Raw genomic sequence first — 25,283 nt, forward strand, 5'->3', positions numbered from 1 at the left:
AGGAATATGGTAATACGGAAAGGGTATTAACCCGGGATGGCAGCCGTCGCGCTTTCCCAACGCAGCGCGATGCGGCCCGGCTCCTCGGTCACGTGCCGGCAGTCCATGCCGAGCCCTGCCGCGAACAGCAGGTCGAGGCCGGCATTCACGATGGGCAGGCGGCCCCGCTCCCAGGCCGGGATGCCGCTCGCCTGGTAATGCATCTTGAGGCTGCGGGTCGGACGGTTGTGCGCCAGGCGCAGACGTTCTCCGCCCTTGCGGAAATCGATCTCGAGCCCCTGCCCTCGCAGCCAGGCCGGATCGAACCCGCGCTCGGCCGCGTCGAAATGCAGCACGCCGCCGTAGTCCGGGAACGCGATCGATGCCTCGCCGTTCCAGCGGAACGCCTGGGCGTGCTTGTCGATGATCCCGGCGTCCTCGGGATCGCGCATGCCGGCCAGTTCCGGCAGGCGCGGCACGAGAAACAGATGGTCGCGGTGGCGGCGCACGTCGACGTCCGGGTGCTCGACGAGCAATTGCGCGTCCTCGCGGGCGGACAGGATCTGCGCCACCATCTGCGCCAGCCATGCCGTGGACGGCATCGCGAGACGGCGCGTGGTGAACCAGTGGCGCAGCAGATTGTCGATGCGGTCGCGGCTCAAGGCGCGCACGCGGACCAGGTCCAGACCATCGCCGGCCAGGCAGGCTTGCAGATCCTGCTCGCCCAGCTCGTCCAGCAGGCGCTGGGCCGCACGGGTGTGGGCGCTGCTGCGCGCCACGCGTTGCTGGTAACCGGGAAACGCGGCAGCCAGCGCCGGCATCACCTGGTGGCGCAGCGCGTTGCGGGCGTAACGCGGATCGGTATTGGATTCGTCTTCGACCCACGCGATGCCCTGCTCGCGCGCGAACTGTTCGAGATCGGCGCGCGCGACACCCAGCAGCGGGCGCGCCATCGCCAGGCGTTCGTCGCCCAGCAGGCCGGGGGCACGGTTGGCGGGGTCCATGCCGGACAGGCCGGCCGGGCCGGAGCCGCGCAGCAATTGCAGCAGCACCGTTTCGACCTGGTCGTCGAGGTGATGGGCCGTCAGCAACAAACCGGCGCCGTGGGCCCGGCACATCTCACCCAGTGCCGCGTAGCGCTGCTTGCGCGCAGCGGCCTCGATGCCACTCTTCCCTTTCGCGACGACGACGGCGCGCCAGTCGAACGGGATGCCCAGGGCCGCCGCGGCGGACGCGCAATGGTCGCGCCATGCGTCGGCGTTCGGGCTCAGGCCGTGGTGGACGTGGAACGCGTGCGGCTGCAGTCCGTGCGCGTGCGCGAGGTGCAGCAGCACCATCGAATCGAGGCCGCCGCTGAGGGCGACCGCGACGGGTGGCATGGCTTCGGGAAGGTATGCTTCGCGCAGGGCCGCGACGGCCTGCGCGAACCGGGCGACGATCACGGCCGCCCCCTGCGTACGACGGCTCACTCTTCGCGCGGCGTCGTTTCCTTGAACTTGCCGTAGGCCAGCAGCTTGGCGTGGCGGGCATCCAGCAGTTCCTTGGTCTTCATGCCCTGGAACTGGCGCAGCGTGTCGGCCAGCGCGCGCTTGAGCATCTGGGCCATCTGGGCCGGATCGCGGTGGGCGCCGCCCAGCGGTTCGTTGACGATCTTGTCGATCAGGCCCATCGCCTTCAGGCGGTGTGCCGTCAAGCCGAGGGCGTCGGCCGCTTCCGCCGCGCGCTCCGACGTCTTCCACAGGATCGACGCGCAGCCTTCCGGCGAGATCACGGAATACGTCGCGTACTGCAGCATCAGCACGGCGTCGCCGACGGCAATCGCCAGCGCGCCGCCCGAGCCGCCTTCGCCGATGATCGTGGCGATCAGCGGCACTTTCAGCTCGGCCATCACGTACAGGTTGTGGCCGATGGCTTCCGACTGGCCGCGCTCTTCCGCGTCGATGCCGGGGAACGCACCGGGCGTATCGACGAACGTGAAGATCGGCAGGTTGAATTTCTCGGCCAGCTTCATCAGGCGCATGGCCTTGCGGTAGCCTTCCGGACGCGGCATGCCAAAGTTGCGCGCCGCGCGTTCCTTCGTGTCGCGGCCCTTCTGGTGGCCGATGACCATGCAGGACTGGCCGTTGAAGCGGGCCAGGCCGCCGATGATGGACTGGTCGTCGGCGAAGGTACGGTCGCCGTGCAGTTCATGGAAATCGGTGAAGATCGCGTTCACATAGTCCATCGTGTACGGACGCTGCGGATGGCGGGCGATCTGGGAAACCTGCCAAGGGGTCAGCTTGGCATAGATGTCTTTCGTCAGTTGCTGGCTCTTCTTGGCCAGGCGGTCGATTTCTTCCGAGATGTCGACGGCGGAATCGTCCTGCACGAAGCGCAGCTCTTCGATCTTCGAATCGAGCTCGGCAATCGGCTGCTCGAAACTGAGGAAAGTTGTTTTACTCATTGTACCTCCGGGTGTGTTCGTGGCCGCGGAAGATCATCCGCGCGGCGGCAAGGGCGTTATTCTATACCGGAACCGGGTCCAGGCTACGCCATAAATACCATGTGGCAACTGTCCGCCAGGGTTCCCAGTTCGCCGCAACCTCGCGCGCATCGCTGCGCGAGACCGGCTCGCCGGAGAAATAATTCTGGCTGATGCCCTGGATCAGGCCGGGATCGTCCAGGGGCAGGACGTTCGGTCTGAGCAGATTAAATATCAAAAACATCTCGGCTGTCCAGCGCGTGATGCCGCGGATCTGGACCAGTTCGGCGATGACGGCCTCGTCATCCATCTGCGACCACTGGTCGGCATGGACGCGCTTCGCCTTGAAGTGGTCGGCCAGGTCGAGGATGTATTCCGTCTTCCGTTTCGACAGGCCACAGCCCGCCAGTTCTTCCGCGCCGACCTTGATGACCTGGGACGGCGTCATCTTCGGGCACAAGGTGCGCAGCTTCGTCCACGCGACCTCGGCGGCCTTCACCGTCACCTGCTGGCCGACGATGGACCGCGCCAGCGTGGTGAACGGGTCGGGATGACCGCGCAGGTGCATGTCGCCGAATTGCGGGATCAGCTTGTTCATGATGCGATCCCGACGCATGAGCTCGGCCTTCGCCTCCGCCCAGTACGGTGGGACGGAAGGCTGAACGTCCGGCGGTGCCGGGACGGCGCCCGCGAGGTCCTTGGAAAGTGCCATGCTCGTTACGTACCTGGACGGCCGTCAGGCGCGACGCCAGTTGGTGCTGCCGTCCGGCTTGTCTTCGAGCACGACGCCGCCCGCGGTCAGCTCGGCGCGGATCGCATCGGCCTCGGCGAAGTTGCGGGCTTTCTTGGCGGCGGCGCGGCGCGCGATCGCATCGACGATCGCCGCCTCGTCCAGACCACCCTCGCCCGGCGTGCCGGCCTGCAGGAAGGCTTGCGGGCTGCGTTCGAGCAGGCCCAGCACGGCGGCCAGCGCCTTCAGCTGGCGCGCGGCTGCGACGGATTTGCTCTTGTTGACTTCCGACGCCAGGTCGAACAGCTCGGCCACCGCCAGCGGCGTATTGAAATCGTCGTCCATCGCGTCGCGGAAGCGCTGCGCGTGGGCTTCGTCCCAGTCCACGCTGACAGGCTCGCTGCCGACATCTACCTCCGACAGCGCCGTGTACAGGCGCGTCAGCGCGCCCTTCGCGTCGTCGATGTGGACGTCCGAGTAATTCAGCGGGCTGCGGTAGTGGGCGCGCAGGATGAAGAAGCGGATGACCTCCGCATCATATTTCTTGAGGACGTCGCGGATCGTGAAGAAATTGCCCAGCGACTTGGACATCTTCTCGTTGTCGACGCGCACGAAGCCGTTGTGGATCCAGTAGTTCGCCATCGGCGGGCCGAACGCGCCTTCCGACTGGGCGATCTCGTTCTCGTGGTGCGGGAACTGCAGGTCGGCGCCGCCGCCGTGGATGTCGAAGTGTTCGCCCAGCATGGCGCACGACATGGCCGAGCACTCGATGTGCCAGCCCGGACGGCCTTTACCCCATTTCGAATCCCATTTCGCTTCGTCCGGCTCGGATTCCTTGGCGGCCTTCCACAGCACGAAGTCGAGCGGGTCGCGCTTGCCCGTGTTCACGTCCACGCGCTCGCCCGCGCGCAGGTCGTCCAGCGATTTGCCGGACAGCTTGCCGTAGCCCGGGAAATTACGCACGGCATAGTTCACGTCGCCGTCCTCGCCCCGGTAGGCGAGTTCCTTCGTCTCGAGCTTTTCGATAATCGACAGCATGTGCGGCACGTACTCCGTCGCGCGCGGTGCGAAATCAGGCGGCAGGATACCCAGCGCGGCCGTGTCCTCGTCCATCGCCTTGATGAAACGGGTCGTGAGCGACGTCATCGTTTCATTGTTCTCGACGGCGCGCTTGATGATCTTGTCGTCGATGTCCGTGATGTTGCGGACGTATTTAACCTCGTAACCCGATGCCTTGAGCCAGCGGTAGATGACGTCGAACGCCATCATCATCCGGCCATGACCGACGTGGCAGTAATCGTAAACCGTCATCCCGCACACGTACATGTTGACCTTGCCGGGTTGGAGGGGCACGAATACCTGCTTGTCACGCGCGAGCGTGTTGTAGATCTTGAGTTGGCTCATCGGATGTTTGCTAGAGGGTTGGAGCAGGACAGCGAATCTTGGGAACCTTGTTCTTTTTGATAGAATCGGCAGTCCGTCGCAAAGTATAACATTGATAAAATCCTGACTGGCCGCATATGCAATAGGTTTATTTTTCTGCAAAACCCTTGACAGTACTTTGCGCTATATCCACCGAGAGGAAGCAACGATGCACGTCCTGAAATCGCCCGGTACCCGCTTTTTTGCCCGTTTTAGTGTTGGCCTGGCCGCGCTGACCCTGTCCGCCGCCGCGTTCGCGGCCGACCCGCAAGTGTCTTTAAAAACGTCGATGGGCGAGATCGTGCTGGAACTGAACCCGGAAAAAGCCCCCATCTCCGTGGACAATTTCCTCAAGTACGTCAAATCCGGCTTCTACAAGGGCACGATCTTCCACCGCGTAATCGACGGCTTCATGATCCAGGGCGGCGGTATGGATGCCCAGTTCCACGGCCGCAAGACGAACAAACCGATCAAGAACGAGTCCAACAACGGCCTGTCGAACGAAAAGTATACGGTCGCCATGGCGCGCGAATCGAATCCGGACTCGGCCACCTCGCAATTCTTCATCAACGTGGTCGACAACCCGGCGCTCGATTATCCGAACATGCAGGGCTCGGGCTACACCGTATTCGGCAAGGTCGTGAAGGGCCAGGACGTCGTCGACAAGATCAAGGCCGTCATCGTGGACGACATCCGCGGCCTCGAAAATGTACCCGTCACGCCCGTCACGATCCGGTCCGCCACCCTCCTCAAGGGTGATAAGGCGGTAAAATAACGAACTCGCAACTCCAACGATAGGATAAAAACATGACCACCGTACTCATGACCACCAACAAGGGCAACATCAAGGTCGAACTGGACGCCGACAAGGCACCGAAGACCGTTGCCAACTTCCTGGACTACGTGAACAAGGGTCACTTCTCGAACACGATCTTCCATCGCGTGATCAAGGACTTCATGATCCAGGGCGGCGGTTTCGAGCCGGGCATGAAGCAAAAGCCGACCGAGCAGACCGTCGAGAACGAAGCCAAGAACGGCCTGAAGAACGACAAGTACACGATCGCCATGGCCCGCACGATGGCCCCGCACTCGGCATCGGCCCAGTTCTTCATCAACACCAAGAACAACGACTTCCTGAACTACCCGGGCCAGGACGGCTGGGGTTACGCCGTGTTCGGCAAGGTCGTCGAAGGCCAGGACATCGTCGACCAGATCAACAACGTCAAGACGAGCCGTGCCGGCATGCACTCGGATGTGCCGAGCGAAGACGTCGTCATCGAGAAAGTCGAAGTCGTCCAGTAATCTGAACAGGCAGGCATGACGCGCGGGCCCTGCTCCGGCGATTGATCCTGGCAGCACATGACCGCGCGCACGCTCGCACTCTTCATTTCCGACCTGCACCTGCAGGCGTCCCACCCGCGCACGGCCGAAGCCTTCTTCCGCTTCCTGGCCGAACGCGCGGCGCATGCCGAGCGGCTCTATCTGCTCGGCGACATCTTCGAATACTGGGCCGGCGACGACGACCTCGACGACCCGTTCAACCGCAGCGTCGTCACCGCGCTGCGCCGCCTGAGCGATGACGGCACGGCCGTCTACTGGCTCGGCGGCAACCGCGACTTCCTCGTCGGCACCGGCTTCGCCGAGGCGTCCGGCCTCACCCTGCTGCCCGAACCGCACGTGGCGACGATCGGCGGCCGCAGGGTCGTCCTCGTGCATGGCGACGCCCAGTGCACGGACGACGTCAAGTACATGGCCTTCCGCGCCCAGGTGCGTGACCCGGCATGGCAGCGCCAGTTCCTCGCCATGCCGCTGGCCCAACGCAAGGCGATCATCGCCGGCCTGCGGGAAGGCAGCCGCGCGGCCCACGGCGAAAAATCATACGAGATCATGGACGTCACCCCGGCCGCCGTCGCCGCGCTGCATGCGGACAGCGGCACGGACGTCATCATCCACGGCCACACGCACCGCCCCGCCCTGCACGAGGCCGACGGCTTGCGTCGCTACGTGCTGCCCGACTGGGAACTCGACGCGGATCCTGTCCGCGGCGGCTGGATCGCGATCGACGACGCCGGACGTATCGCGCGCTTCGATCTCGACGGACAAGCCATCTAACTTCCCTCTCAATCCTGCTAGGTCATCCCCGTATTGACCGTTGCCGACATGGTGTTATACTTCACTACAACACCACGACTCTACATCACCAACATGGAGGCAGGCATGACATGGACTGCACCGCGACGAAAGGAGGCCGGCAATGACGATCGGCTGGAATGACAACTCTCCAATCTACCGGCAGTTGAAGGACAGGGTGATCGGTATGATGCTCGATGGCGCTCTGAAGGCTGGGGATCCGCTCCCCTCCGTGCGCCAGATCGCGGCCGAATACCAGCTGAATCCGATCACGGTCTCGAAGGCTTACCAGGAACTGGTCGACGACAACTTAGTAGAAAAACGAAGGGGGATCGGTATGTACGTCACGGAAGGCGCGAGCGAGAAATTGCTCGCCAGCGAAAGGGAGCGCTTCCTGCGCGAGGAATGGCCGGCGATGCTGGAACGGATCCGCCGCCTCGGCCTCAACATCGAGCAATTGCTGCGCGAACCGGTCGGAGGCGACAAATGAGCGCCGTGATCGAAGCGAAGAACCTGACGAAACGCTACGGCAAGCGCACGGCTGTGGACGGCATCGACTTCACCATCCCCGCCGGCCGCATCGTCGGCCTGATCGGTCCGAACGGCTCGGGCAAGACCACCACCCTCAAGGCCGCGCTGGGCCTGATCCCGTTCGAGGGACAGCTGTCGGTGCTGGGCTTCGACCCGCGCACCCACCGCGACGAGCTGATGCAGGACGTCTGCTTCATCGCCGACGTCGCGATCCTGCCGCGCTGGCTGCGCGTACGCGACGCCATCGATTTCGTCGCCGGCGTGCACCCGCGCTTCAACCGCGAGAAGGCGGAACGCTATATCGCGAACACGAAGCTGCAGCCGGGCATGAAGGTCAAGGAAATGTCCAAGGGCATGATCGTGCAACTGCACCTGGCCCTCGTGATGGCCATCGATGCGAAGCTGCTCGTACTGGACGAACCCACGCTGGGCCTGGACATCATCTACCGCAAGCAGTTCTACCAGAACCTGCTGGAAGACTATTTTGACGAGCACAAGACGATCGTCATCACGACGCACCAGGTCGAGGAAGTCGAACACATCCTGACCGACCTGATGTTCATCCGCGACGGCCGCATCGTGCTGGCCGCGTCGATGGAAGAAATCGGCGAGCGCTATGTCGAGGTGATGGTGCCGCAGGAAAAACTCAGCTCCGCCAATGCGCTGCAGCCGATCGACCGCCGCACCGTGTTCGGCAAGGCCGTGCTGCTGTTCGATGCGGGCCCCGGTGGCGCGTCGCGCCAGCAGCTGGCCGCGCTCGGCGAGACCCGTAATCCGTCCGTCGCCGATCTGTTCGTCGCGACCATGAAAGGAACCTACGCATGAACACGAACACCATGAAATGGCTGCTCAAGCGCGAATTCTGGGAACACAAGGGCTCCATGTTCTGGGCGCCGCTGATCGTCGGCTCGCTGCTCGTCGTGCTGCTGGGCTGCACGATCACCTTCGGCATCATGCAGCACGGCATTCCCGCGCACGTGACGATCAATGGCCATACGCTGGATCACGCACGCCTGGACCAGATCCTGCCCGACGAAACGAAGCTGATGGTCGCGAAGATCGCCTCCGGCATGTACCTGGGCGCCGCGGCACCGCTGTTCGCGATCCTGGTCGGCGTCGTGTTCTTCTACTGCCTCGGCGCGCTGTACGACGAGCGCCGCGACCGCAGCATCCTGTTCTGGAAATCGCTGCCCGTGTCCGATCCGATGACGGTGCTGTCGAAGGCTATCACGGCGATGGTCGTCGCGCCCGCAATCACGCTGGCCGCGGCCGTCGTCGCGTCGCTGGCCCTGTTGTTCATCGTCTGCATGGTGCTCAGCACGCAGGGCCTGAACCTGTTTGCGCCAGTGCTGGCGTCGTCCGAACTGTACCTGTCACCGTTGCGCCTCGCCGCCCTCCTGCCGGTGTACGTCGTGTGGGCGCTGCCGACCGTCGGCTGGCTGATGCTCGTGTCGAGCTGGGCGAAATCGAAGCCGTTCCTGTGGGCCGTGGGCGTGCCCGTCGTCGCACTCGTCATTCTCAAATGGATCAACGCGGCGCTCGAGAATTTCTCCGGCCAGACGCTGCTGCTGGCGCACTACGCGAGCGACGTCGTCGCGCGGATCCTCGGCGGCATCGTACCCGGCATCTGGTTCACGTTCAAGCCGGGCCTGCAGACGGGCATGCACCCGACCGAAAACGGCTTCGACATGGGTGGACTCGTCTCACAGTCCTACCAGTCGCTGGTGGGCATCGATGCCTGGATCGGCGTGGCGATGGGTGTCGCGATGCTGGTTGCCGCGGTCCGCATGCGGCGCTGGCGCGATGAAGGCTGAGGCCGTGCGCCCAGTCCTCATCGCCCTCGCCCTGCTGTCCGCGGCCGCCTCCGCCCAGGACGTCGAACCGGGCGCCAACCGCGAAGGCGTGGTGCACGTGAATGCGATCAAGAATCCGGAAATGCATTCGTACCGCGCCATCGCGGCCGGCCTCGACACCTTCGATGCGCAGCACGCGCTGGCGCCCAGCGTCCCGCAACTGCGGTTCCGCGTGCGCCGGCCCGGCGGGGCCCTGCTGGAGGGCGACCTGCCGACGGCGAAGCTGACCGCCGACGAGTTCACGCTGGCACTGCCGGTCGGCGCCGATGCACTGTTCGACGTGCCGCGCAGCCAGCAGGCGTGGGACGCCAACGCGGAGCTGGTGCTGAGCCGCAAGCGCAAGGAGATCCGGGTCTGGCCCTACGTGCGCACGCCCGGCCTGGCCGACAACCAGCGCCGCCTGGGCGACCTGCGGCTCGAATGCCAGGTCTTCGTCACGGTCGCCAAGAAGGAGGCGCCGTTCTGGGTTGTCGCGCTGGCCAACACCGTGTTCCTGACGGGCGACTGGTGCAGCTTCTTCAAGGACCGGGACCGCACGTGGTCCGTGAATGTGGAATCGCCGCTGGCGTCCGCCGTGCTGCGCGAAGGCGAACGCACGCTGCCGCTGAAGGTGAAGAACCGCCAGTTCGAACTGCCGCTGTACGACACCAGCTGGGGGAACGATGCCGTCGTCGACCTGGCGTTCGTCGCGCCCGAAGGAGCCGCGCCATGAGAACCAGACGTATCGCTTTGTTGTTCGCGCTCGCCTGCATCCTGCCGGCTGCGCATGCCGACGAACCCATGCCGTCGGTGCAGGTCAAGGGCATCGCGGATCCGGAAATGCGCTCGTACCGCAGCGTCGTCGCCGGCCTCGACGCCTTCGACGCGCACCGCGCCTTGGCGCCGCACGCCACCCTGCGCTTCCGCATGCGCCACGCCGAGGGCGCCCCGGCAAACGCAGGCGACGGCTTGCGGCTGCGGCTCGCGAGCGACGACGGGAGCTTCCAGGAAGACGTGCCCATCGACGCCGCCGGCCTCCTCGCCGTGGGCCGCAACCAGGCCGCGTACGATGCGGACGCCACGTTCATCCTGAACCAGAAGAACGGCTTGTACACGGGGCATCCGGAGGTGCGCACGGCAGGGCTGCCGGACAACACCCGCCGGCTGGGCGACCTGCGCCTGGAATGCCGCGTGACCATCGCCATCGTCAAGGACCAGATGCCGTTCATGGCGAAGGCAGCGATCAACACGCTGATGCTGACGTCGGACTGGTGCGCCAAAAAGGATTTCAACTATGGCACGCTGGCGCCGCGGCCGGGCGTGCGGGCGGTGCTGCGCGACGGCGAACGGTCGCGCACACTGGAAACCCACGGGTGGAACATGATGGTGCCGATCGGCGATACGAGCTGGCCGGACGACGCCCTCGTGCGATTCGACGAGGGCGCGCCCGAGGATCTTACTCGAACTGCTGACGGAACGCCGCGAACTGCGCCTTGAGTTCGTCGACTTCGCTGCGCAGCGCGATCACTTCCTGCTCCAGCTGCGCCACGCGGGCGCCCGTCGAGCCGCCGGCCGAGCCGCCGGCCGCGGCACCGCCCGCATCCATGCGCGCGACGTCGATCGGCCCGCCGAGCAATTGCCCGTAGCGGAATTCCTTCGTGCCGGGCGCGCGTTCGAGGCGGACGACGAGCGGCGGGTACTTATCGATGAGGAATTGCAGCACGCTTTCCACCTCGGCCACCGATTTGAAATCGTGCAAACGGCCCGTGCGGCTGCGGATCTCGCCCGCCGTCTGCAGGCCGCGCAGCATCAGCACGGCCAGCACGGCGACCTTGTCCTGCTCGAGCGTCCACTTGATGCGCATGCGGTGCTCGTACTTGATGACACGCGCTCCGGCCTGCGCGATGCCGTTCACGAGCTTGCGCTGCATGAGGCGCTGCAGGGTGTCGTGGACGACGTCTTCCGACAGCTGCATCACGGGATCGCGGCTGGACAGCTGGTTGCAGCCGTTCATCACCGCATTCAGCGACATGGGGTAATTGTCGGGCGTCAGCGCCTCTTTTTCGGCGAGGACGCCCAGGACGCGGATTTCGTTGGGGTCGAGGTCGGATGCCGGGTCGAAGCTGCCCGGGATATCGTCTTGCATCGGTGGTCCTTTGTTGGTTCGGCGCCCGCCGATCGCTTCAATCGACGAGCCGGTTCAGTTGTGCCTGGTCGAGTTTATCACTCTCGTCCGGCGTATGGCAGCGGATGCCGGCCGCCTTCATCGTCGCGCACATGCGCTCGATCTGCTCGTCCTGCTGGGCCACGTGATTGATCAGGTTGCGCAGCGCCTTCGACAACGGATCGTCGCCGTTCGGCGTGACGCCGTAAGCAGCGAACATCTGGGCGCTGCGCGTCTGCTCTTCCTTGCGCACGATGTGGGCCGGATTGCCGACGGCCGTCGCGCCGGCCGGGACCGGTTTGACCACGACGGCATTCGAGCCCACCTTCGCGTACTCGCCGACCGTGAACGCGCCCAGCACCTGCGCGCCGGCACCCACGATCACCCCGCGCTCCAGCGTCGGATGGCGCTTCGTGCCCGCGACGAGCGTGGTGCCGCCCAGGGTGACGCCCTGGTAGATCGTGCAATCGTCGCCGACGACGGCCGTCTCGCCGATCACGACGCCGAAGCCGTGGTCGATGAACACGCGGCGGCCGATCGTCGCGCCCGGGTGGATTTCGATGCCCGTGAGAACGCGCGCGAAGTACGAGATGAACCTGCCCAGCCAGCGGAAATTGGCGCGCCAACACGCGTGCGCCCAGCTGTGCATGACGACGGCATGCAGGCCCGGGTAGCAGGTGAGCACTTCCCATGCGTTACGGGCTGCAGGGTCGCGTTCGATGATGCTCTGGATATCTTCGCGCAGGTTGGAAAACATAGTCGTGATTCGTGCAAGTGAAACAGCATGGTAGCTTATCCGCGCCGTACTTGCTTATGAGGGAATCAATTTTGGGTGAGCCCGAAGAGCCCACCCAAAGTGATTATTGCGGCTCGCGCGACAGGCGCTGGCGGCGTGCCTCGTACAGGCAGACGCCCGAGGCCACGGAGACGTTCAGGCTCTCGACCGAGCCGAACATGGGAATGGAAACGAGCAGGTCGCAGGTCTCGCGGGTCAGGCGGCGCATGCCCTCGCCCTCCGAGCCCATCACGAGCGCCGTCGGGCCCGTGAAATCGCCTTCGTACAGGCCCTTGTCGGCATCGTCGGACGTGCCGATCAGCCAGATGCCCCGTTCCTTCAGGTCGCGCATCGTGCGCGCCAGATTCGTCACGGTGATGTACGGCACGGTCTCGGCGGCACCGCTCGCCACCTTGGCTGCCGTCGCGTTCAGGCCGACGGAGCGGTCTTTCGGGGCGATGACGGCATGCGCGCCGACGCCGTCTGCCACGCGCAGGCAGGCACCCAGGTTGTGCGGGTCGGTGATGCCGTCCAGGATCAGCAGCAGCGGTGGGCCTTCCACCGCATCCAGCAGCTCGTCCAGGTTGCGCGCCAGTGACAGCTGGCTCGCGAACGCGATCACGCCCTGGTGGCGGCGGGTGCCGACGATCTTGTCGAGGCGCTCGGCGTCGACGGGCATCACGCGCACGCCGGCCGATTTCGCGTTGGCGATCAGGTCCTGCATGCGGCGGTCCTGGCGGCCTGCGTCGACGAAGATCTCTTCCACACTGGCGGCCTCGTGGCGGAGACGCGAGGTGACGGCGTGGAAGCCAAAAATCATTTTATTTTTCATGCGTTACTTCTTCTTCCTGGTTTTGGAGGCGCTCTTTGTGGAAGCGCTTTTTTTCGCCGCGGTCTTGTTCGTCGCGGTCGGCTTTGCTGCGGGTGCGGTGTTGCGAGGAGTGCGGCGGCCGCGCGTCGGCGGCACGAACACGACGTCTTCTTCGCTCTCGTCGGTCGCGCCGAACGTCGACGCGGACGGTTCGGCCGGCGTCACGCGGGCTTCCTGCTGCGACACCGGCACAGCGGCGCCCTTCGCCTTGCGGCGACGCGGCGGCTTCGGCTCCATGGCGTCCAGTGCGGCCGCGCGGGCACGCTCCAGCGGCGCCGGGACCTTCTCGTCCGCCTTCGGCTGCGCGAGCACGAGGTCGATCTTGCGCGATTCCAGATCGACGCGCGCCACCTGCACCGTGACACGGCCCGTCAGCTGGTACACCTGCCCCGTGCGCTCGCCGCGCAGTTCGTGGCGGGCTTCGTCGTATTGGAAGTAATCCGTGCCGAGGCCGGTGACGTGCACGAGACCCTCGACGAACAACTGGTCGAGCTGGACGAAGATGCCGAACGGCGTCACGCCCGAGATCACGCCCGTGAATTCGTCGCCGAGGCGATCCTTCATGTAGTAGCACTTGAGCCAGTTTTCGACGTCGCGCGACGCTTCGTCGGCACGGCGCTCGTTGGCCGAGCAGTGTACGCCCAGCGCGTCCCAGATCGTCAGGTCCTTCGGATCCTTCTGCCTGCCTTCCGCCTTGTCCTTGGCGGCCTGCTTGCGCACCGCCTTCGACGTGGTCGTGTTCAGCTTCGACAGGTCGATGCCGGTCGGCTCGTATTTCTTGCCCTTCAGCACGGCCTTGATGGCGCGGTGCGTCAGCAGGTCCGGGTAGCGGCGGATCGGGCTCGTGAAGTGCGCATAGGCTTCGTACGCGAGGCCGAAGTGGCCGACGTTGTCCGGGCTGTAGACGGCCTGCTGCATCGAACGCAGCAGCATCGTCTGCAGCAGCGTGGCATCCGGACGCTCCTTGATTCGCTGCATCAGCTCGGCGTAATCGCGCGCCTGCGGCGTCGTGCCGCCGCCCAGGTTCAGGCCCACCTGCTTCAGGAAGGTGCGCAGCTGGTTCAGCTTTTCCTCGGTCGGCACCGCGTGGATGCGGAACGTGCTCGGCTGGTCGTGGCGGATCAGGAAGTCGGCCGCGCACACGTTGGCGGCCAGCATGCATTCCTCGATCAGGCGGTGCGCGTCGTTGCGGGTACGCGGCAGGATCTTCTCGATCTTGCCCATCGCATTGCAGACGATGTACGTCTCCGTCGTCTCGAAGTCGATGGCGCCCCGCTCCTGGCGTGCCTGCAGCAGCGCGCGGAACACTTCGTTCAGGTTCAGCAGGTGCGGCACGATGCCGGGACGACGGCCCGCTTCCGGTCCGTTCGTGTTGCCCAGGATGGCGGCAACCTCGTTATAGGTCAGGCGCGCCGCCGAGTGCATCACAGCGGGATAGAACTGGTAGGCCTTCACTTCGCCGTCCATCGCGACGACCATATCGCACACGAGCGTGAGACGGTCGACGGCCGGATTCAGCGAGCACAGGCCATTCGACAGCTTTTCCGGCAACATCGGGATCACGCGGCGCGGGAAGTACACAGAGGTCGAGCGTTCGATCGCGTCGCCGTCGAGCGCATCGTTCGGCTTGACGTAGTGGCTGACGTCGGCGATGGCGACGAGCAGGCGATAACCCTTCGTGCGGCCGATCTTGACGGGTTCGCAGTAGACGGCATCGTCGAAGTCGCGCGCATCCTCGCCGTCGATCGTGACGAGCGGCACGTCGCGCAGGTCGACGCGGTCCGCGAGGTCGGCGTCGCGCACTTCGTTCGGCAGTTTATTGGCCTGCTTGATGGCCGCCGGCGAGAAGATGTGCGGCACGCCGAACTTGCGCACGGCAATCTCGATCTCCATGCCCGGGTCATCCAGTTCGCCGAGCACTTCGACGATCTTGCCGGTGGGCTGGCGGAAACGCGACGGCTGCTCCAGGAGTTCGACGCTGACGACCTGACCGGACTTGGCCTTGCCTGGGGAGCCGCTGACGAGGATGTCCTGGCCGATGCGCTTGTCTTCCGGCGCGACGACCCACACGCCGTTCTCGTTCAGCAGGCGGCCGATGACGTGGGTATTGGCGCGTTCCGTGACTTCGACGATCGTGCCTTCGGCGCGGCCGCGGCGGTCGGTGCCGACGACGCGGGCCAGCACGCGGTCGCCGTGCAGGACTTTTTGCATTTCCTTATCGGGCAGGAACAGGTCTTCGCCGCCCTCGTCCGGGATGACGAAACCGAAACCGTCGCGGTGCGCGCTGATGCGGCCGGAAATGAAACTGGAGTGGTCCGTAAGCGCGAATTCGCCCGCCGGATTGGCGCGCAACTGGCCGTCGCGCTCCATCGCATTCAAGCGGCGCGCCAGCACGCCTTCCGCTTCCGGGTTGACTTGCAGGGCTCGGGCCAGGGCACCGCTGTCGAGCGGCCCCTTGGCTTCGCGGAACACGCCGAGGATTTCCTCGCGGCTTGGAATGGTATGAGTTGGGTGCTTCAAATTTGTATTCTTTATCTTCTCAGTGGTGGCGCCGTCCGTCTGACAGCGCGGATATCGTTACATTGACACGTAGGCACGCGTAGTGTAACGGAGGACCGGCGAATTCGCCTAACGTCGTCCATGAACCGTGCAGGGAATGTCCTGTTCGGAGGGTCTTTGACATTTGCCATCCATCCGCTATACTCTCGGTCTCTTCGGAAACGGCCCAGCCGGAAACGAAGATGCTACGCAGGCGATGCGCGCCGAGATCGAACGAAAGTTGGTCTAGCGCAAAATGGCAAAGCCTGATATCGTAGCGGAATTCGACGGCAACGTCGAGCAATGCAAGCAAAGCGGTCCAATGCCCACGTGGCGGAATTGGTAGACGCGCATGGTTCAGGTCCATGTGCCGCGAGGTGTGGGGGTTCGAGTCCCTCCGTGGGCACCAGCTGGCGAGCATTGCAAGGTTGTTTTGTATGCCCACGTGGCGGAATTGGTAGACGCGCATGGTTCAGGTCCATGTGCCGCGAGGTGTGGGGGTTCGAGTCCCTCCGTGGGCACCAAAAGCTACCTGTAGTTGTTGTACGTTTGATTTTGCATGCCCACGTGGCGGAATTGGTAGACGCGCATGGTTCAGGTCCATGTGCCGCGAGGTGTGGGGGTTCGAGTCCCTCCGTGGGCACCAGAAGCTACCGTAGTTGTTGTACGTTTTGATGTTTTGCATGCCCACGTGGCGGAATTGGTAGACGCGCATGGTTCAGGTCCATGTGCCGCGAGGTGTGGGGGTTCGAGTCCCTCCGTGGGCACCAAAAGCTACCCGGTCGATCGCGACCCGGTCTTGAAGACCACCAGGATACTGGCGCAAAACGCCGCAATCTTTGCAAAAGGATTGCGGCGTTTTGCGTTTCAGCGTACGTCGCCGACCGCGACCGGATCCAGATGCGCCGCCAGAAACGCGCCGATGCGCCGCTCGTATTCCTCGCGCGCGTACGCATGCAGGTTCACGTGCGCGGCGCCCTTCACCACCCACAATGCTTTCGGCTGCGCGGCGGCCTCGTAGAGCCGCTGCGTTTCGGCCAGGGTCGTGTGCAGGTCGGCGCTGCCGGACGCGATCAGCACCGGCGCCTTCACCTGTCCCACGTATTTGATCGGGTGCAGCGCATCCGGCCGGATACTGAGCCGCAGCGGCAATTGCCACAGCAGCAGCGCGGACAGCGGCCCGCCCACGGGCCCCAGACGCATGCGCAGGCGGTTGGCGACGGCTTCCTCGATCGTCGGATACATCGATTCCAGCACGACCGCATCGACGGGCGGGCAGTCGCGGCACAGCACGAGCGCCGCCGCGCCCAGCGACACGCCGATCACGCCAATCCTCTGCCCCGGCGCGCGGCGCCTGAGCTCCTCGAGCGCGGCCCGGACACCATCCGCCTCGCGCAGGCCGAACGTGACGAAGGACGCCGTACTGGCACCCTGGCCCGGCAGGTCGATCAGCAGGACGGCATAGCCCTGGTCGTTGAGGAAACGGGCGCGGTCGGCCATGTCGCGGCGGTCGCCGTGGATTCCGTGCAGCAGCAGGACGGCGCCGCGGCCCCGCCCCGGCAGCCAGGAACTCGCGACACGCTGGTCCGGCGCCGCACGCAGCAGCACGTCTTCGAAGCCGGGGCTGGCCAGCGCCACTTGCCGCGGTTCGACCGCGATCAGTTTCGAACCGATCGCCCACACGATAGCGGCGCCAACCAACACGAGGACGGCAAGAGCGATCAGGCAGGCGGAGAGCGGCAGGCGGAGCGGCATGTCGATCATTAGACCGCAATGCTTGCGTCCGGTCCAGCCGGATGATCCAGTGGGCTGACTCAGTGGGCCGCCAGGTCGTCCAGGATCGGGCAATCGGAACGGGCGTCGCCGTGACAGGAACTGGCCAGGTTGGCAAGGGTGCGCTTCATTGCTTCCAGCTCCGCGATCTTGCGGTCCAGCTCGGCGATGTGTTCCAGTGCCAGGCGGCGCACGTCGGCGCTGGCACGGTGCTTGTCGCGCCACAGCGCCAGCAGGTCCGCGATCTGGTCCAGCGAAAAGCCCAGCGCGCGGCCGCGGTGGATGAATTGCAGCATGCGCACGTCGTCGCCGCCGTACAGCCGGTAGCCCGCCTCCGTGCGCCGCGCCGGCGGCAGCAGGCCGATGGATTCGTAATGACGCACCATCTTCGCCGTCACGCCGGACGCCCTGGCCGCCTCGCCGATGTTGAAATATGTGTCGTTCATGAACGCCAGCATACACCTTCCCACGATGGGAAGCTCAAGGGGTCGCTTGACTTGCCGCGCCAAGCGGTTAAGCTCGACGAACCATGAAGAAGACTTTACTCATCGCATTGGGCCTTGCACTGGCCGGCCCCGTCGTCCTGAACGCGGCCCCGGCGCCGTGGTATCACTGGCACAGCAAGAGCACGGGCGCGATCGTCTGTTCGCAGACGCCGCTCGGCGAAGGCTGGGCGCGCGCCGATGGGCCGTATCGTGACGCCCGTTGCGAAAAACCATTGCCTGCTAAATAATCCACCAGAGGAGTCAGCAACACGAAGGTCGCCGTAGTCCCCTAACCGAGGAGAAATCGATGTTCAACAACCCCGAGCAATTCGCAAACGCCACCAAGACCCTGTTCGACCTGCAGATGCAGACTTTCAATGCCTTGGCCACCAAGGCCGTGCAGGGCGTCGAGCAGGTGGTGGCGCTGAACCTGGCGACCGCCAAGCAATCGATGGAAAACACGCTGGAGGCCAGCCGCCAGTTCAGCCAGGCGCCGGACCCGAAGACGGCCATCGATGCCCTGCAGGCGCGCGTGCAGCCGGGCGTGACGGAAGCGACGGCCTATGGCGAACAGCTCAAGCAGATCATCGGCGACATCAAGAGCGAATTCGAGCAGGCCGCCGATACCCATCTGGCCGAAGCGAAAAACACCCTGTCCGCGCTGATCTACGACGTCACGCAAAACGTCAAGCCGGGCCAGGAAAACGCGGTGGAAATCATCAAGGCCGCGATCGAGAATGCGTTCAAGGGCTACGAGCAGGTGACGCAATCGACCCGCGAGGCCATGCGCCGCGTCGAGGAGGAGGTCGCGAGCGCGACCGAGCGGCTGAAAGCCGCCCAGTCGCAACCGCCAACGGCGCATTGAGCGGTCAGGACGGCGGGGTCCCCACGCCCAGCATCTCTTCGATGTGGGCGAATGCCGCGTCGTCCTTCACCACCGACCGCAGCCACACGTGCAGCGGTTGCTCGCCCCACTGCGCGGCCTTGTCGGCCAGGTAGGCGACCGGGCTGTGCGGCTCCGTGCGGCGGAAGTAGTCGGCCACCGCGCGCAGCTGGGCCAGCGCCTGGGTGCGAGTTTGCAGCGGCCCGTCCGCCGCCGGCGCCCGCGCCGCCCCCATGACGACGACGTCGGTCGCGCCGGGGGCCGGCACCGCTTCCTTCAATGCCGGCTTGATGAACAGGACGAGGCTTTCCAGTCCCGAGCGCGCGGCACCGAAACTGGGACCGTCCGTCCCCACCGCCGCGTCGACGCTCTTTTCCAGCCGGTCGATGGCGTCTGCGCAATGCTCGCAGTCGCGCATCAGGTTCGCATAAAACGCCTGCGACGTGCGCTGGCGCGCCCCTTCCAGCTTCGCGAGCGCGTCGGCGCCCTGCATGCGCGCGACGTCGAAATCGCTGAGCGACCGGCCGTCCGCGCCTTCGGTGAGCGGCACGGCGCGCAGCCAGGGCGCAATGCGCGCGGCCAGCCACGCGAGGTTGCCGATGCGGCGCTCGGCACCATCCTCGTCCGGCAGCGGATACAGCCCATCCCAGTAACGCTCGCACAGCATGGCGATGAGAAGCAGGCTGTCGGCGAGCGCGCGCACGCCGGCCGTCTGCACGCTGGCCTCGGCCAGCCAGACGGCCAGCTGCAAGTCCTTGCTGCGCTGTTCGATCAGCCGGGCGCACTCCCGGCCGACGAACTTCCAGTCCGCCTCCTTCAGCTCCGTGACCCAGGCGCCCTGCTCCAGCGACGGATCGTCGGCCTGGCGCGCACGCACGATGGCGTCGATCTCGCTGGAAAACGCGAGGTCGTCGCCGCAGGGCTTGTCCGCGCTGACGGGCGCGAGCAGCCGTTCCAGGTTCAACATGGTGACCTCCTCACGCCGGTTCGACGGCGTACCTGATCTTGCCCGTTTTGGTGGCGCCGACTTTCACCCGGCCGATCGCACCGCCTTCCGCCATGCGCGCCAGCACGGCGTCCGCGATCTCGGGCAGCAGCGTGCCATTCAGGATCGTGTCGACGTTGCGCGCGCCCGAGTCGACCTCGGTGCAGCGTGCCAGCACGGCCGCCACGAGCGCGTCGTCGTATTCGAAGCGGGCGTTGTGGTTGACGGCCACGCGCTGCTTGATGCGGTCCAGCTTGAGCCGGACGATGTTGGAGAGGACGGCATCGTCGATCGGATAGAACGGCACCACCGTCAGGCGGCCGAGGAACGCGGGTTTGAAGTGCTTCATGAGGCTCGGCCGGATCAGTTCCGCCAGCTGGTCCGGCGTAGGGCGCTCGCCAGGTGCCTTGTTCAGGCAGGCCTGCATGATCTGGCTCGACGCCGCATTCGACGTCAGGATGATGATCGTGTTGCGAAAGTCGATCTGGCGGCCTTCCGCGTCGTCCAGCACGCCCTTGTCGAACACCTGGAAGAACAGTTCGAGCACGTCGGCATGCGCCTTTTCGACTTCATCCAGCAGCACGACGCTGTACGGATTGCGGCGCACGGCTTCCGTCAGCACGCCGCCTTCGCCATAGCCGACGTAGCCCGGCGGCGAGCCTTTCAGGCCGGAGACGCTGTGCGCTTCCTGGTATTCGCTCATGTTGATCGTCACGAGCTTCCGTTCGCCGCCGTACAGCAGGTCCGCGAGCGCGAGCGCCGTCTCCGTCTTGCCCACGCCGGACGTGCCGACGAACAGGAATACGCCCTTCGGCTTGTTGGGATCCTCGAGGTTCGCGCGCGCCGTGCGCACGCGCTGGGCGACGATGCCGCTGGCGTGACCCTGGCCGAGGATCCGCTCGTCCAGCAAGCCCTGCAGATTCATCACGGTGCGGATCTCGTCCTTCACCATGCGCCCGAGCGGAATGCCGGTCCAGGCGGCGACGATGGCGGCCACCGTCTGGCCGTCGACCTGCACGGGCACGAGCGGCGTCTCGCCCTGCAGCGCATGCAGTTCCGCGATCTTCGCGCGCAGCGCGGGACTGTCGCCCTGCCCCGCTTCCTGCCCCGCCTCAAGCCGCGCGCGCATCGCGTGGATCTCGGCGCACAGCGCCTGCTCGGCATCCCAGCGCGCGCGCAGGCGGTCCTGTTCGTCCAGCGCCGTGGCCCGCTCCGCGTGCAGCGCGGTCAACACGGCACCATGGTCCGCGCCCGCGCTCTCTTCGCGCACGAGGGCCTGGATGCGCGCATCGAGACGCTCCACCGTGCGCGCGCAATCCTCCAGCACGGCGGGCGTGGCCTTCTGGCCCAGCGCGACCTTGGCGCACGCCGTATCGAGCACGCTGACCGCCTTGTCCGGCAACTGGCGCCCGCTGATGTAGCGGCGCGACAGGCGCACGGCTTCCACGATGGCCTCGTCGTAGATGCGCACGCCGAAGTGCGCCTCCATCAGCGGCGCCATCGCACGCAGCATCGCGCTCGCCGTTTCCTCGTCCGGTTCCTCGACCTTCACGACCTGGAACCGGCGTGCCAGCGCGGCATCCTTTTCAAAATACTTTTTGTACTCGCTCCACGTGGTGGCGGCCACGGTGCGCAACTCGCCGCGCGCCAGCGCGGGCTTCAGCAGGTTGGCCGCATCGTTCTGGCCGGCCGTACCGCCCGCGCCGATCATCGTGTGCGCCTCGTCGATGAACAGGATGATCGGATGCAGGCTTTTCTTCACCTCGTCGATCACGTTCTTCAGGCGGTTCTCGAACTCGCCCTTGACGCTGGCACCGGCCTGCAGCAGGCCGAGATCCAGCGTGTGGATCTCAACGCCACGCAGGACATCCGGCACGTCGCCCTGCGCGATGCGCAGCGCGAGGCCTTCGACGACGGCCGTCTTGCCCACGCCCGCCTCGCCCGTCAGGATCGGGTTGTTCTGGCGCCGGCGCATGAGGATGTCGATCACTTGCCGGATCTCGGCGTCGCGCCCGATCACGGGATCGAGCCTGCCTTCGCGCGCGCGCGCCGTGAGGCAGGTCGTGTACTGGTCGAGCGCGGGCGTCTTGCCGTGCGCGCTCCCCTGCAGTTCGGTGACGGGGTCCGCGGACGGCGCCGGGGCGGCGGCCATCACGGCGGGTGCTTCGTCGGAGCCGTGCGTCAGCTTGTCGAAATCGTGTTTCAGGCGGTCGAGCGGGAAGCCGGCGAAATGGCGCGACGCGCGCTGGGCCAGTTGCGCGAGGCCCGGCTCCGTCAGCAGCGCGAGCAGCAGGTGACCGCTGCGGATATGCTGCGGCTGCCCCGATGCGCCGAGTGACGCGATCAGCCACGCATGCTCGAACAGCACCGGCAAATGGCGCGAGAACACGGGCGTGCGCGCGCTGCCCGACGGCAGGCGTTCCACCTCCTTGCGCAGATCGGATTCGAGGCCCGTCAGGCTGACGTCGGCCGCGCGCGCCACCACCACGAGGTCGCTCCCGGGCTGCTCCAGCAGCGCGAGGAACACGTGCTCGATGTCGACTTCGTACTGGCCGAGCCCCACGCAGATGCCGGCCGCGCGCGTGGCGGCGGAGCGCGTGACGTCGTTCAGCTTGGCGATCAGGGTCTTCAGGTTGATATCCATGTCGAGGTCCTTTGTGGAGTTGACGGAGCGGCCTTGCTGACCGCGTAGTTCAGCGAGTCAGGCTGCAGCACGGCGTTGAAATTGACCGGTACGACAGCGGCGCCGGGACCGGCGTGCAGGGTCGCGTTGATCACGAAATTCAGGCGGTTGACGCTGCCCTGCCCGGAAGCCAGGGTCGCGCTGACGTTCTTCAGGCGCGGTTCGTGGCGCTCGATCGCGTCCTTCAGGCAGGCGCAGATCGCGGCCCGGTCCTCGCTGCTCGACAGGGAGAACGCGGCGAAGTCGGTCAGGCCATAGTTCAGGATGGAGGCGCGTGCGAGGGGCCACGCGTCGAAGGCTTCGGGCGGCAGGCCGGCGCGGGCGTTCAGCAGGGCTTCCAGGTCGCGCGCAACATTGTCCTTGAGTTGCTCGACACCGGCGCGGCTGGGATGGGCCCGCTCACCCATCAGGCGGTCGAGCAGGCCGGGAAGATAGGTCATCGCTGCTCCGTTTCAAACGGTAGTAAAAAAACCGCGGCCCGGAGGCCGCGGAAGACGCGGGGAAGACGTATTCAGACGACCCGGTTCGTGGCAAGATCCCAGCCGCCGGACGTATTGCCGCCGGCGCCGCCGCCGATCTTCTGCTGGGTGTACTTCCATTTGATCTTCGAGAATTTCAGGCCGACCTTCTCGTGCAGGAAATCGCCTTCCGCGACCGCCGGCTTGACGGAACCGATCAGCACGTTCTCGATCTCGATCTCGAAGTACTTGACGCGTTCGCCCTGCCCGTCGGCACGCATGAATTCGAACTTCGCCTTCGGGATGGTCTTGCCCGACGAGCAGGTCTGCAGCAGCAGCGGCGAAGACAGGTCGGCCAGCTTGGCGATCTCGATTTCCTCGTGCTCGCAGCGCTCGGCCGTATGGCCACCGCCTGTCGACGCCGTGGCGGACTTGGGTTGGGTCACGCCCCAGTTGACCGATTTGCACTCGATCCAGTCCTTGTGCTTGTCGTCGGCCGATTCACCCTTGATGCCGTCGATTTGCAGGTACACGTCAATTGCCATGTTCTACTCCAGTTCAAGTTGTTGAGAGATTCAGTTCTTGGTCGATTGCGGCAACTCCGCGACCAAACGGAGCGAAACGGACAATTCGTCGAGCTGGAAATGCGGACGCAGGAACGAGACGGCACGGTAGACACCCGGACGTCCCGGCACTTCCTGCACCTGCACGCTCGCTTCGCGCAGCGGGAACTGCGCCTTTTGTTCCTGGCTCGCGTTATCGTCCAAAAGCACGTATTGCGTCAGCCAGCGGTTCAGGTAATCCTCGACGTTCGACGCGGCGGTGAAGCTGCCGATCTTGTCGCGCATCATGGCCTTCATGTAGTGCGCGATGCGCGACACGGCGAAGATGTACTGCAGCTGCGACGACAGCAGCGCGTTCGCATTGGCCGCCTCGTTCGCATACTTGCGCGCCTTCTGCGCCGACTGCGCGCCGAAGAACGCGGCATACGATGTGTTCTTGCAGTGCACGAGCGAGATGAAGCCCAGGTCCGACAACTCCTTTTCGCGCCGGTCCGTGATCGCCAGCTCGGTCGGGCATTTCAGCGCGATCTCGCCCTCGTCCGTCTTGAACGTGTGCGTCGGCAGGTTTTCCACCAGGCCGCCGCCTTCGACGCCGCGGATCGCGGCGCACCAGCCATAGTCCTCGAAGGCCTTCGTCAGCTTCGTCGCAAAGGCATACGCGGCGTTACACCACAGGTATTTCTGGTGATCGGTGCCATCCACGTCCTCGACAAAATTAAACCCTTCGGTGGCAGTGCCGTCGGCCGGGTTGTACGGCAGCCGGCCCAGGAAGCGCGGCAACGTGAGGCCGACGTAGCGCGCGTCCTCCGACTCGCGGAACGCCTTCCATTTCGCGTATTCGACGGTGTCGAACACCTTGGCCAGGTCGCGCGGCTTGCCCAGGTCGCCGAAGCTCTCGATGCCGAACAATTCCGGCCCGGCGGACGTGATGAACGGCGCATGGCTGGCCGCCGCCACGTGCGACATCTGCTCGAGAAAATAGATGTCTTCGGGCTGGCGCGTGATCTCGAAGTCGCCGATCAGCGTGCCGTACGGCGCGCCGCCGAAGCTGCCGAATTCCTCTTCGTAGATTTTCTTGAATAACGTGCTCTGGTCGAATTCCAGCGCCGACTGGAAGTCCTTCACGAGCTCGCGCTTGCTCGCATTGAGCATGCGCACCTGCAGGCCGTTGCTGGTCGCCGTGTTCTTGACCAGGTAGTGCAGCCCGGTCCAGCTGCGCTCCAGCTTCTGGAACTCCGGCGCGTGCATGATCGCGGACAGCTGGGCCGAGATCATCCGGTCCAGCTCCGCCAGGCGCGCATCGATCGTCGCCGACAGATTCGTCGACACGACCATCGTGCCCTCCATCACCTGGCTCACGAGCTCGGAGATGATGTCGCGCGCCCGTTCGTGTTCGCTGCTCGATTTCGCCACCCGGCTCTGTTCGACGATCTGGTCGAGCAGGGACATGTCCAGTTCGCCGGCCGGTCCAGGTACCGCGTTCGCCGTCTCGAGGATCGCGCTCATGCTTCCTCCTTGCCGCCCTTGCCGCCTTTGCGGAGACTGCCGAGTTTTTCCGTATTCGACAGCACGTCGCTGAGCAGGTCTTCCAGCTTGTCGTTGCCGGCCAGCTTGTTGCGCAGGTCGGCCAGCTTGCCGCGCGCTTCCAGCAGGCCCTTCAACGGCGCCACCTGCTGCACGACGGCTTCCGGACGAAAGTCGTCCATCTGCTTGAACTGCAGCTGCACGGCGAATTCGCCGCCTTCCGGCGACAGATGGTTCTCCACGCGGAAGCTCGTCGCGGGGGCCACGCCGCCCAGCACTTCGTCGAAATTGTCGGCGTCGACGTTGACGAAGTTGCGGTCCTTGAGGCGCTTCTTCGCCGCCTCCGGATCCGCACCGAAGTCGCCCAGCACGCCGACCACGAACGGCAGTTCCTTGTTTTCGATCGTGTCGCCGATCTCGACGTCGTACGTCATCTGCACGCGCGGCGCGCGCACCTTCTGCAGGCGTTTCTGCACGCTTTCATTCTTTGCCATGT

The 25,283-nt window shown here is 65.3% G+C and carries 26 protein-coding genes and 4 tRNA genes; 14 read left to right on the top strand and 16 right to left on the bottom strand.

The window, feature by feature from the left end; translation table 11 throughout:
• Positions 1–26: 26 nt before the first annotated feature.
• The 4 genes from tilS to cysS form a co-directional block, all read right to left on the bottom strand.
• Positions 27–1,448, bottom strand: a complete 1,422-nt coding sequence (gene tilS / locus P0M04_RS30750; RefSeq protein WP_259450340.1) for a tRNA lysidine(34) synthetase TilS — start codon at positions 1,446–1,448, stop codon at positions 27–29.
• A complete protein-coding gene (locus P0M04_RS30755) occupies positions 1,445–2,422 on the bottom strand; it encodes an acetyl-CoA carboxylase carboxyltransferase subunit alpha (RefSeq protein WP_259450341.1) in 978 nt (325 codons plus the stop codon). Before P0M04_RS30755 ends, tilS begins: the two co-directional genes overlap by 4 nt.
• A gap of 61 nt (positions 2,423–2,483) precedes the next feature.
• Positions 2,484–3,152: a DNA-3-methyladenine glycosylase family protein gene (locus P0M04_RS30760; protein WP_259450342.1), complete on the bottom strand. Its 669-nt coding sequence runs from the start codon at positions 3,150–3,152 to the stop codon at positions 2,484–2,486.
• A 24-nt stretch (positions 3,153–3,176) separates the two neighbouring features.
• Entirely contained in the window at positions 3,177–4,574 is a 1,398-nt protein-coding gene (gene cysS, locus P0M04_RS30765; protein WP_259450343.1) for a cysteine--tRNA ligase, read from the bottom strand.
• A 187-nt stretch (positions 4,575–4,761) separates the two neighbouring features.
• Between cysS and P0M04_RS30770 the strand changes: the two genes are divergently transcribed.
• From P0M04_RS30770 to P0M04_RS30805, 8 genes are all read left to right on the top strand, one after another.
• Positions 4,762–5,367, top strand: a complete 606-nt coding sequence (locus P0M04_RS30770; RefSeq protein WP_259450344.1) for a peptidylprolyl isomerase — start codon at positions 4,762–4,764, stop codon at positions 5,365–5,367.
• Between the two features lie 32 nt (positions 5,368–5,399).
• A complete protein-coding gene (locus P0M04_RS30775; RefSeq protein WP_259450345.1) occupies positions 5,400–5,894 on the top strand; it encodes a peptidylprolyl isomerase in 495 nt (164 codons plus the stop codon).
• 57 nt (positions 5,895–5,951) lie between these two features.
• Entirely contained in the window at positions 5,952–6,704 is a 753-nt protein-coding gene (locus tag P0M04_RS30780; protein WP_259450346.1) for a UDP-2,3-diacylglucosamine diphosphatase, read from the top strand.
• Positions 6,705–6,846: 142 nt separating this feature from the next.
• The gene (locus P0M04_RS30785; protein ID WP_259450347.1) at positions 6,847–7,212 is read left to right on the top strand and encodes a GntR family transcriptional regulator; all 366 of its coding nucleotides are present in this window, start codon (positions 6,847–6,849) and stop codon (positions 7,210–7,212) included.
• On the top strand, positions 7,209–8,078 hold the full coding sequence (locus P0M04_RS30790) for an ABC transporter ATP-binding protein (protein ID WP_259450348.1): 870 nt from the start codon (positions 7,209–7,211) through the stop codon (positions 8,076–8,078). Before P0M04_RS30785 ends, P0M04_RS30790 begins: the two co-directional genes overlap by 4 nt.
• Positions 8,075–9,067 (top strand): hypothetical protein, encoded by a 993-nt coding sequence (locus tag P0M04_RS30795; RefSeq protein ID WP_259450349.1) that lies wholly within the window; start codon positions 8,075–8,077, stop codon positions 9,065–9,067. The genes P0M04_RS30790 and P0M04_RS30795 overlap by 4 nt, the downstream gene beginning before the upstream one ends.
• A 4-nt stretch (positions 9,068–9,071) precedes the next feature.
• Positions 9,072–9,818, top strand: a complete 747-nt coding sequence (locus P0M04_RS30800; RefSeq protein WP_259450350.1) for a hypothetical protein — start codon at positions 9,072–9,074, stop codon at positions 9,816–9,818.
• The gene (locus P0M04_RS30805; protein WP_259450351.1) at positions 9,815–10,582 is read left to right on the top strand and encodes a hypothetical protein; all 768 of its coding nucleotides are present in this window, start codon (positions 9,815–9,817) and stop codon (positions 10,580–10,582) included. The genes P0M04_RS30800 and P0M04_RS30805 overlap by 4 nt, the downstream gene beginning before the upstream one ends.
• On the opposite strand, the gene P0M04_RS30810 is transcribed toward P0M04_RS30805, so the two are convergent.
• From P0M04_RS30810 to rnr, 4 genes are all read right to left on the bottom strand, one after another.
• Entirely contained in the window at positions 10,542–11,231 is a 690-nt protein-coding gene (locus tag P0M04_RS30810; protein ID WP_259450352.1) for a YceH family protein, read from the bottom strand. The genes P0M04_RS30805 and P0M04_RS30810 overlap by 41 nt on opposite strands.
• Before the next feature lie 37 nt (positions 11,232–11,268).
• A complete protein-coding gene (cysE, locus tag P0M04_RS30815; protein WP_259450353.1) occupies positions 11,269–12,006 on the bottom strand; it encodes a serine O-acetyltransferase in 738 nt (245 codons plus the stop codon).
• Positions 12,007–12,109: 103 nt separating this feature from the next.
• Positions 12,110–12,856 (bottom strand): 23S rRNA (guanosine(2251)-2'-O)-methyltransferase RlmB, encoded by a 747-nt coding sequence (gene rlmB / locus P0M04_RS30820; RefSeq protein ID WP_259450354.1) that lies wholly within the window; start codon positions 12,854–12,856, stop codon positions 12,110–12,112.
• A gap of 3 nt (positions 12,857–12,859) precedes the next feature.
• Complete coding sequence (rnr, locus tag P0M04_RS30825) at positions 12,860–15,415, bottom strand: ribonuclease R (RefSeq protein WP_259450355.1); 2,556 nt, start codon at positions 15,413–15,415, stop codon at positions 12,860–12,862.
• 342 nt (positions 15,416–15,757) lie between these two features.
• Here rnr and P0M04_RS30830 point away from each other — a divergent pair.
• The 4 genes from P0M04_RS30830 to P0M04_RS30845 all read left to right on the top strand — a co-directional run bounded on the left by P0M04_RS30830 (position 15,758) and on the right by P0M04_RS30845 (position 16,203).
• Positions 15,758–15,842 (top strand) — tRNA-Leu (locus P0M04_RS30830).
• Between the two features lie 30 nt (positions 15,843–15,872).
• Positions 15,873–15,957, top strand: a tRNA-Leu gene (locus tag P0M04_RS30835).
• A 37-nt stretch (positions 15,958–15,994) separates the two neighbouring features.
• A tRNA-Leu gene (locus P0M04_RS30840) sits at positions 15,995–16,079 on the top strand.
• 39 nt (positions 16,080–16,118) lie between these two features.
• Positions 16,119–16,203 (top strand) — tRNA-Leu (locus P0M04_RS30845).
• 97 nt (positions 16,204–16,300) lie between these two features.
• Here P0M04_RS30845 and P0M04_RS30850 read toward each other — a convergent pair.
• Together P0M04_RS30850 and cueR are read right to left on the bottom strand one after the other, a co-directional pair.
• Positions 16,301–17,188, bottom strand: a complete 888-nt coding sequence (locus tag P0M04_RS30850) for an alpha/beta hydrolase (protein ID WP_259450356.1) — start codon at positions 17,186–17,188, stop codon at positions 16,301–16,303.
• A 59-nt stretch (positions 17,189–17,247) separates the two neighbouring features.
• On the bottom strand, positions 17,248–17,652 hold the full coding sequence (cueR, locus tag P0M04_RS30855; protein ID WP_259450357.1) for a Cu(I)-responsive transcriptional regulator: 405 nt from the start codon (positions 17,650–17,652) through the stop codon (positions 17,248–17,250).
• Between the two features lie 83 nt (positions 17,653–17,735).
• Between cueR and P0M04_RS30860 the strand changes: the two genes are divergently transcribed.
• On the top strand, positions 17,736–17,939 hold the full coding sequence (locus tag P0M04_RS30860; RefSeq protein ID WP_259450358.1) for a hypothetical protein: 204 nt from the start codon (positions 17,736–17,738) through the stop codon (positions 17,937–17,939).
• A gap of 59 nt (positions 17,940–17,998) precedes the next feature.
• A complete protein-coding gene (gene phaP / locus P0M04_RS30865; RefSeq protein ID WP_259450359.1) occupies positions 17,999–18,556 on the top strand; it encodes a TIGR01841 family phasin in 558 nt (185 codons plus the stop codon).
• Between the two features lie 4 nt (positions 18,557–18,560).
• On the opposite strand, the gene tssA is transcribed toward phaP, so the two are convergent.
• From tssA to tssB, 6 genes are all read right to left on the bottom strand, one after another.
• Positions 18,561–19,541: a type VI secretion system protein TssA gene (gene tssA / locus P0M04_RS30870; RefSeq protein ID WP_259450360.1), complete on the bottom strand. Its 981-nt coding sequence runs from the start codon at positions 19,539–19,541 to the stop codon at positions 18,561–18,563.
• A gap of 10 nt (positions 19,542–19,551) precedes the next feature.
• Positions 19,552–22,203 carry a type VI secretion system ATPase TssH gene (tssH, locus tag P0M04_RS30875; protein ID WP_259450361.1) on the bottom strand — a complete coding sequence of 884 codons (2,652 nt, stop codon included), beginning with the start codon at positions 22,201–22,203 and terminating at the stop codon, positions 19,552–19,554.
• Positions 22,188–22,682, bottom strand: coding sequence for a type VI secretion system baseplate subunit TssE (tssE, locus tag P0M04_RS30880; RefSeq protein WP_259450362.1), 495 nt, complete (start codon positions 22,680–22,682; stop codon positions 22,188–22,190). The genes tssH and tssE overlap by 16 nt, the downstream gene beginning before the upstream one ends.
• A 71-nt stretch (positions 22,683–22,753) precedes the next feature.
• Positions 22,754–23,245: an Hcp family type VI secretion system effector gene (locus P0M04_RS30885; RefSeq protein ID WP_259450363.1), complete on the bottom strand. Its 492-nt coding sequence runs from the start codon at positions 23,243–23,245 to the stop codon at positions 22,754–22,756.
• A gap of 30 nt (positions 23,246–23,275) precedes the next feature.
• On the bottom strand, positions 23,276–24,769 hold the full coding sequence (gene tssC / locus P0M04_RS30890; protein WP_259450364.1) for a type VI secretion system contractile sheath large subunit: 1,494 nt from the start codon (positions 24,767–24,769) through the stop codon (positions 23,276–23,278).
• A complete protein-coding gene (gene tssB / locus P0M04_RS30895) occupies positions 24,766–25,281 on the bottom strand; it encodes a type VI secretion system contractile sheath small subunit (RefSeq protein ID WP_259450365.1) in 516 nt (171 codons plus the stop codon). Before tssB ends, tssC begins: the two co-directional genes overlap by 4 nt.
• Positions 25,282–25,283: the final 2 nt, after the last annotated feature.

Origin of the sequence: Telluria mixta (genome assembly GCF_029223865.1) — a bacterium.
In the GTDB taxonomy this organism is placed as follows: Bacteria; Pseudomonadota; Gammaproteobacteria; order Burkholderiales; family Burkholderiaceae_D; genus Telluria; species Telluria mixta.

Bases quoted from the DNA above. Each gene is read 5' to 3' on its own strand.
- P0M04_RS30755 (WP_259450341.1), bottom strand. From the start codon at position 2,422: ATGAGTAAAACAACTTTCCTCAGTTTCGAGCAGCCGATTGCCGAGCTC.
- P0M04_RS30785 (WP_259450347.1), top strand. From the start codon at position 6,847: ATGACGATCGGCTGGAATGACAACTCTCCAATCTACCGGCAGTTGAAG.
- P0M04_RS30810 (WP_259450352.1), bottom strand. From the start codon at position 11,231: ATGCAAGACGATATCCCGGGCAGCTTCGACCCGGCATCCGACCTCGAC.
- P0M04_RS30805 (WP_259450351.1), top strand. From the start codon at position 9,815: ATGAGAACCAGACGTATCGCTTTGTTGTTCGCGCTCGCCTGCATCCTG.
- tssH (WP_259450361.1), bottom strand. From the start codon at position 22,203: ATGGATATCAACCTGAAGACCCTGATCGCCAAGCTGAACGACGTCACG.
- cueR (WP_259450357.1), bottom strand. From the start codon at position 17,652: ATGAACGACACATATTTCAACATCGGCGAGGCGGCCAGGGCGTCCGGC.
- P0M04_RS30885 (WP_259450363.1), bottom strand. From the start codon at position 23,245: ATGGCAATTGACGTGTACCTGCAAATCGACGGCATCAAGGGTGAATCG.
- rlmB (WP_259450354.1), bottom strand. From the start codon at position 12,856: ATGAAAAATAAAATGATTTTTGGCTTCCACGCCGTCACCTCGCGTCTC.
- tssB (WP_259450365.1), bottom strand. From the start codon at position 25,281: ATGGCAAAGAATGAAAGCGTGCAGAAACGCCTGCAGAAGGTGCGCGCG.
- P0M04_RS30795 (WP_259450349.1), top strand. From the start codon at position 8,075: ATGAACACGAACACCATGAAATGGCTGCTCAAGCGCGAATTCTGGGAA.
- P0M04_RS30780 (WP_259450346.1), top strand. From the start codon at position 5,952: ATGACCGCGCGCACGCTCGCACTCTTCATTTCCGACCTGCACCTGCAG.
- cysE (WP_259450353.1), bottom strand. From the start codon at position 12,006: ATGTTTTCCAACCTGCGCGAAGATATCCAGAGCATCATCGAACGCGAC.
- P0M04_RS30860 (WP_259450358.1), top strand. From the start codon at position 17,736: ATGAAGAAGACTTTACTCATCGCATTGGGCCTTGCACTGGCCGGCCCC.
- P0M04_RS30850 (WP_259450356.1), bottom strand. From the start codon at position 17,188: ATGCCGCTCCGCCTGCCGCTCTCCGCCTGCCTGATCGCTCTTGCCGTC.
- phaP (WP_259450359.1), top strand. From the start codon at position 17,999: ATGTTCAACAACCCCGAGCAATTCGCAAACGCCACCAAGACCCTGTTC.
- P0M04_RS30775 (WP_259450345.1), top strand. From the start codon at position 5,400: ATGACCACCGTACTCATGACCACCAACAAGGGCAACATCAAGGTCGAA.
- tssC (WP_259450364.1), bottom strand. From the start codon at position 24,769: ATGAGCGCGATCCTCGAGACGGCGAACGCGGTACCTGGACCGGCCGGC.
- tssE (WP_259450362.1), bottom strand. From the start codon at position 22,682: ATGACCTATCTTCCCGGCCTGCTCGACCGCCTGATGGGTGAGCGGGCC.
- tssA (WP_259450360.1), bottom strand. From the start codon at position 19,541: ATGTTGAACCTGGAACGGCTGCTCGCGCCCGTCAGCGCGGACAAGCCC.
- P0M04_RS30760 (WP_259450342.1), bottom strand. From the start codon at position 3,152: ATGGCACTTTCCAAGGACCTCGCGGGCGCCGTCCCGGCACCGCCGGAC.
- P0M04_RS30770 (WP_259450344.1), top strand. From the start codon at position 4,762: ATGCACGTCCTGAAATCGCCCGGTACCCGCTTTTTTGCCCGTTTTAGT.
- cysS (WP_259450343.1), bottom strand. From the start codon at position 4,574: ATGAGCCAACTCAAGATCTACAACACGCTCGCGCGTGACAAGCAGGTA.
- P0M04_RS30790 (WP_259450348.1), top strand. From the start codon at position 7,209: ATGAGCGCCGTGATCGAAGCGAAGAACCTGACGAAACGCTACGGCAAG.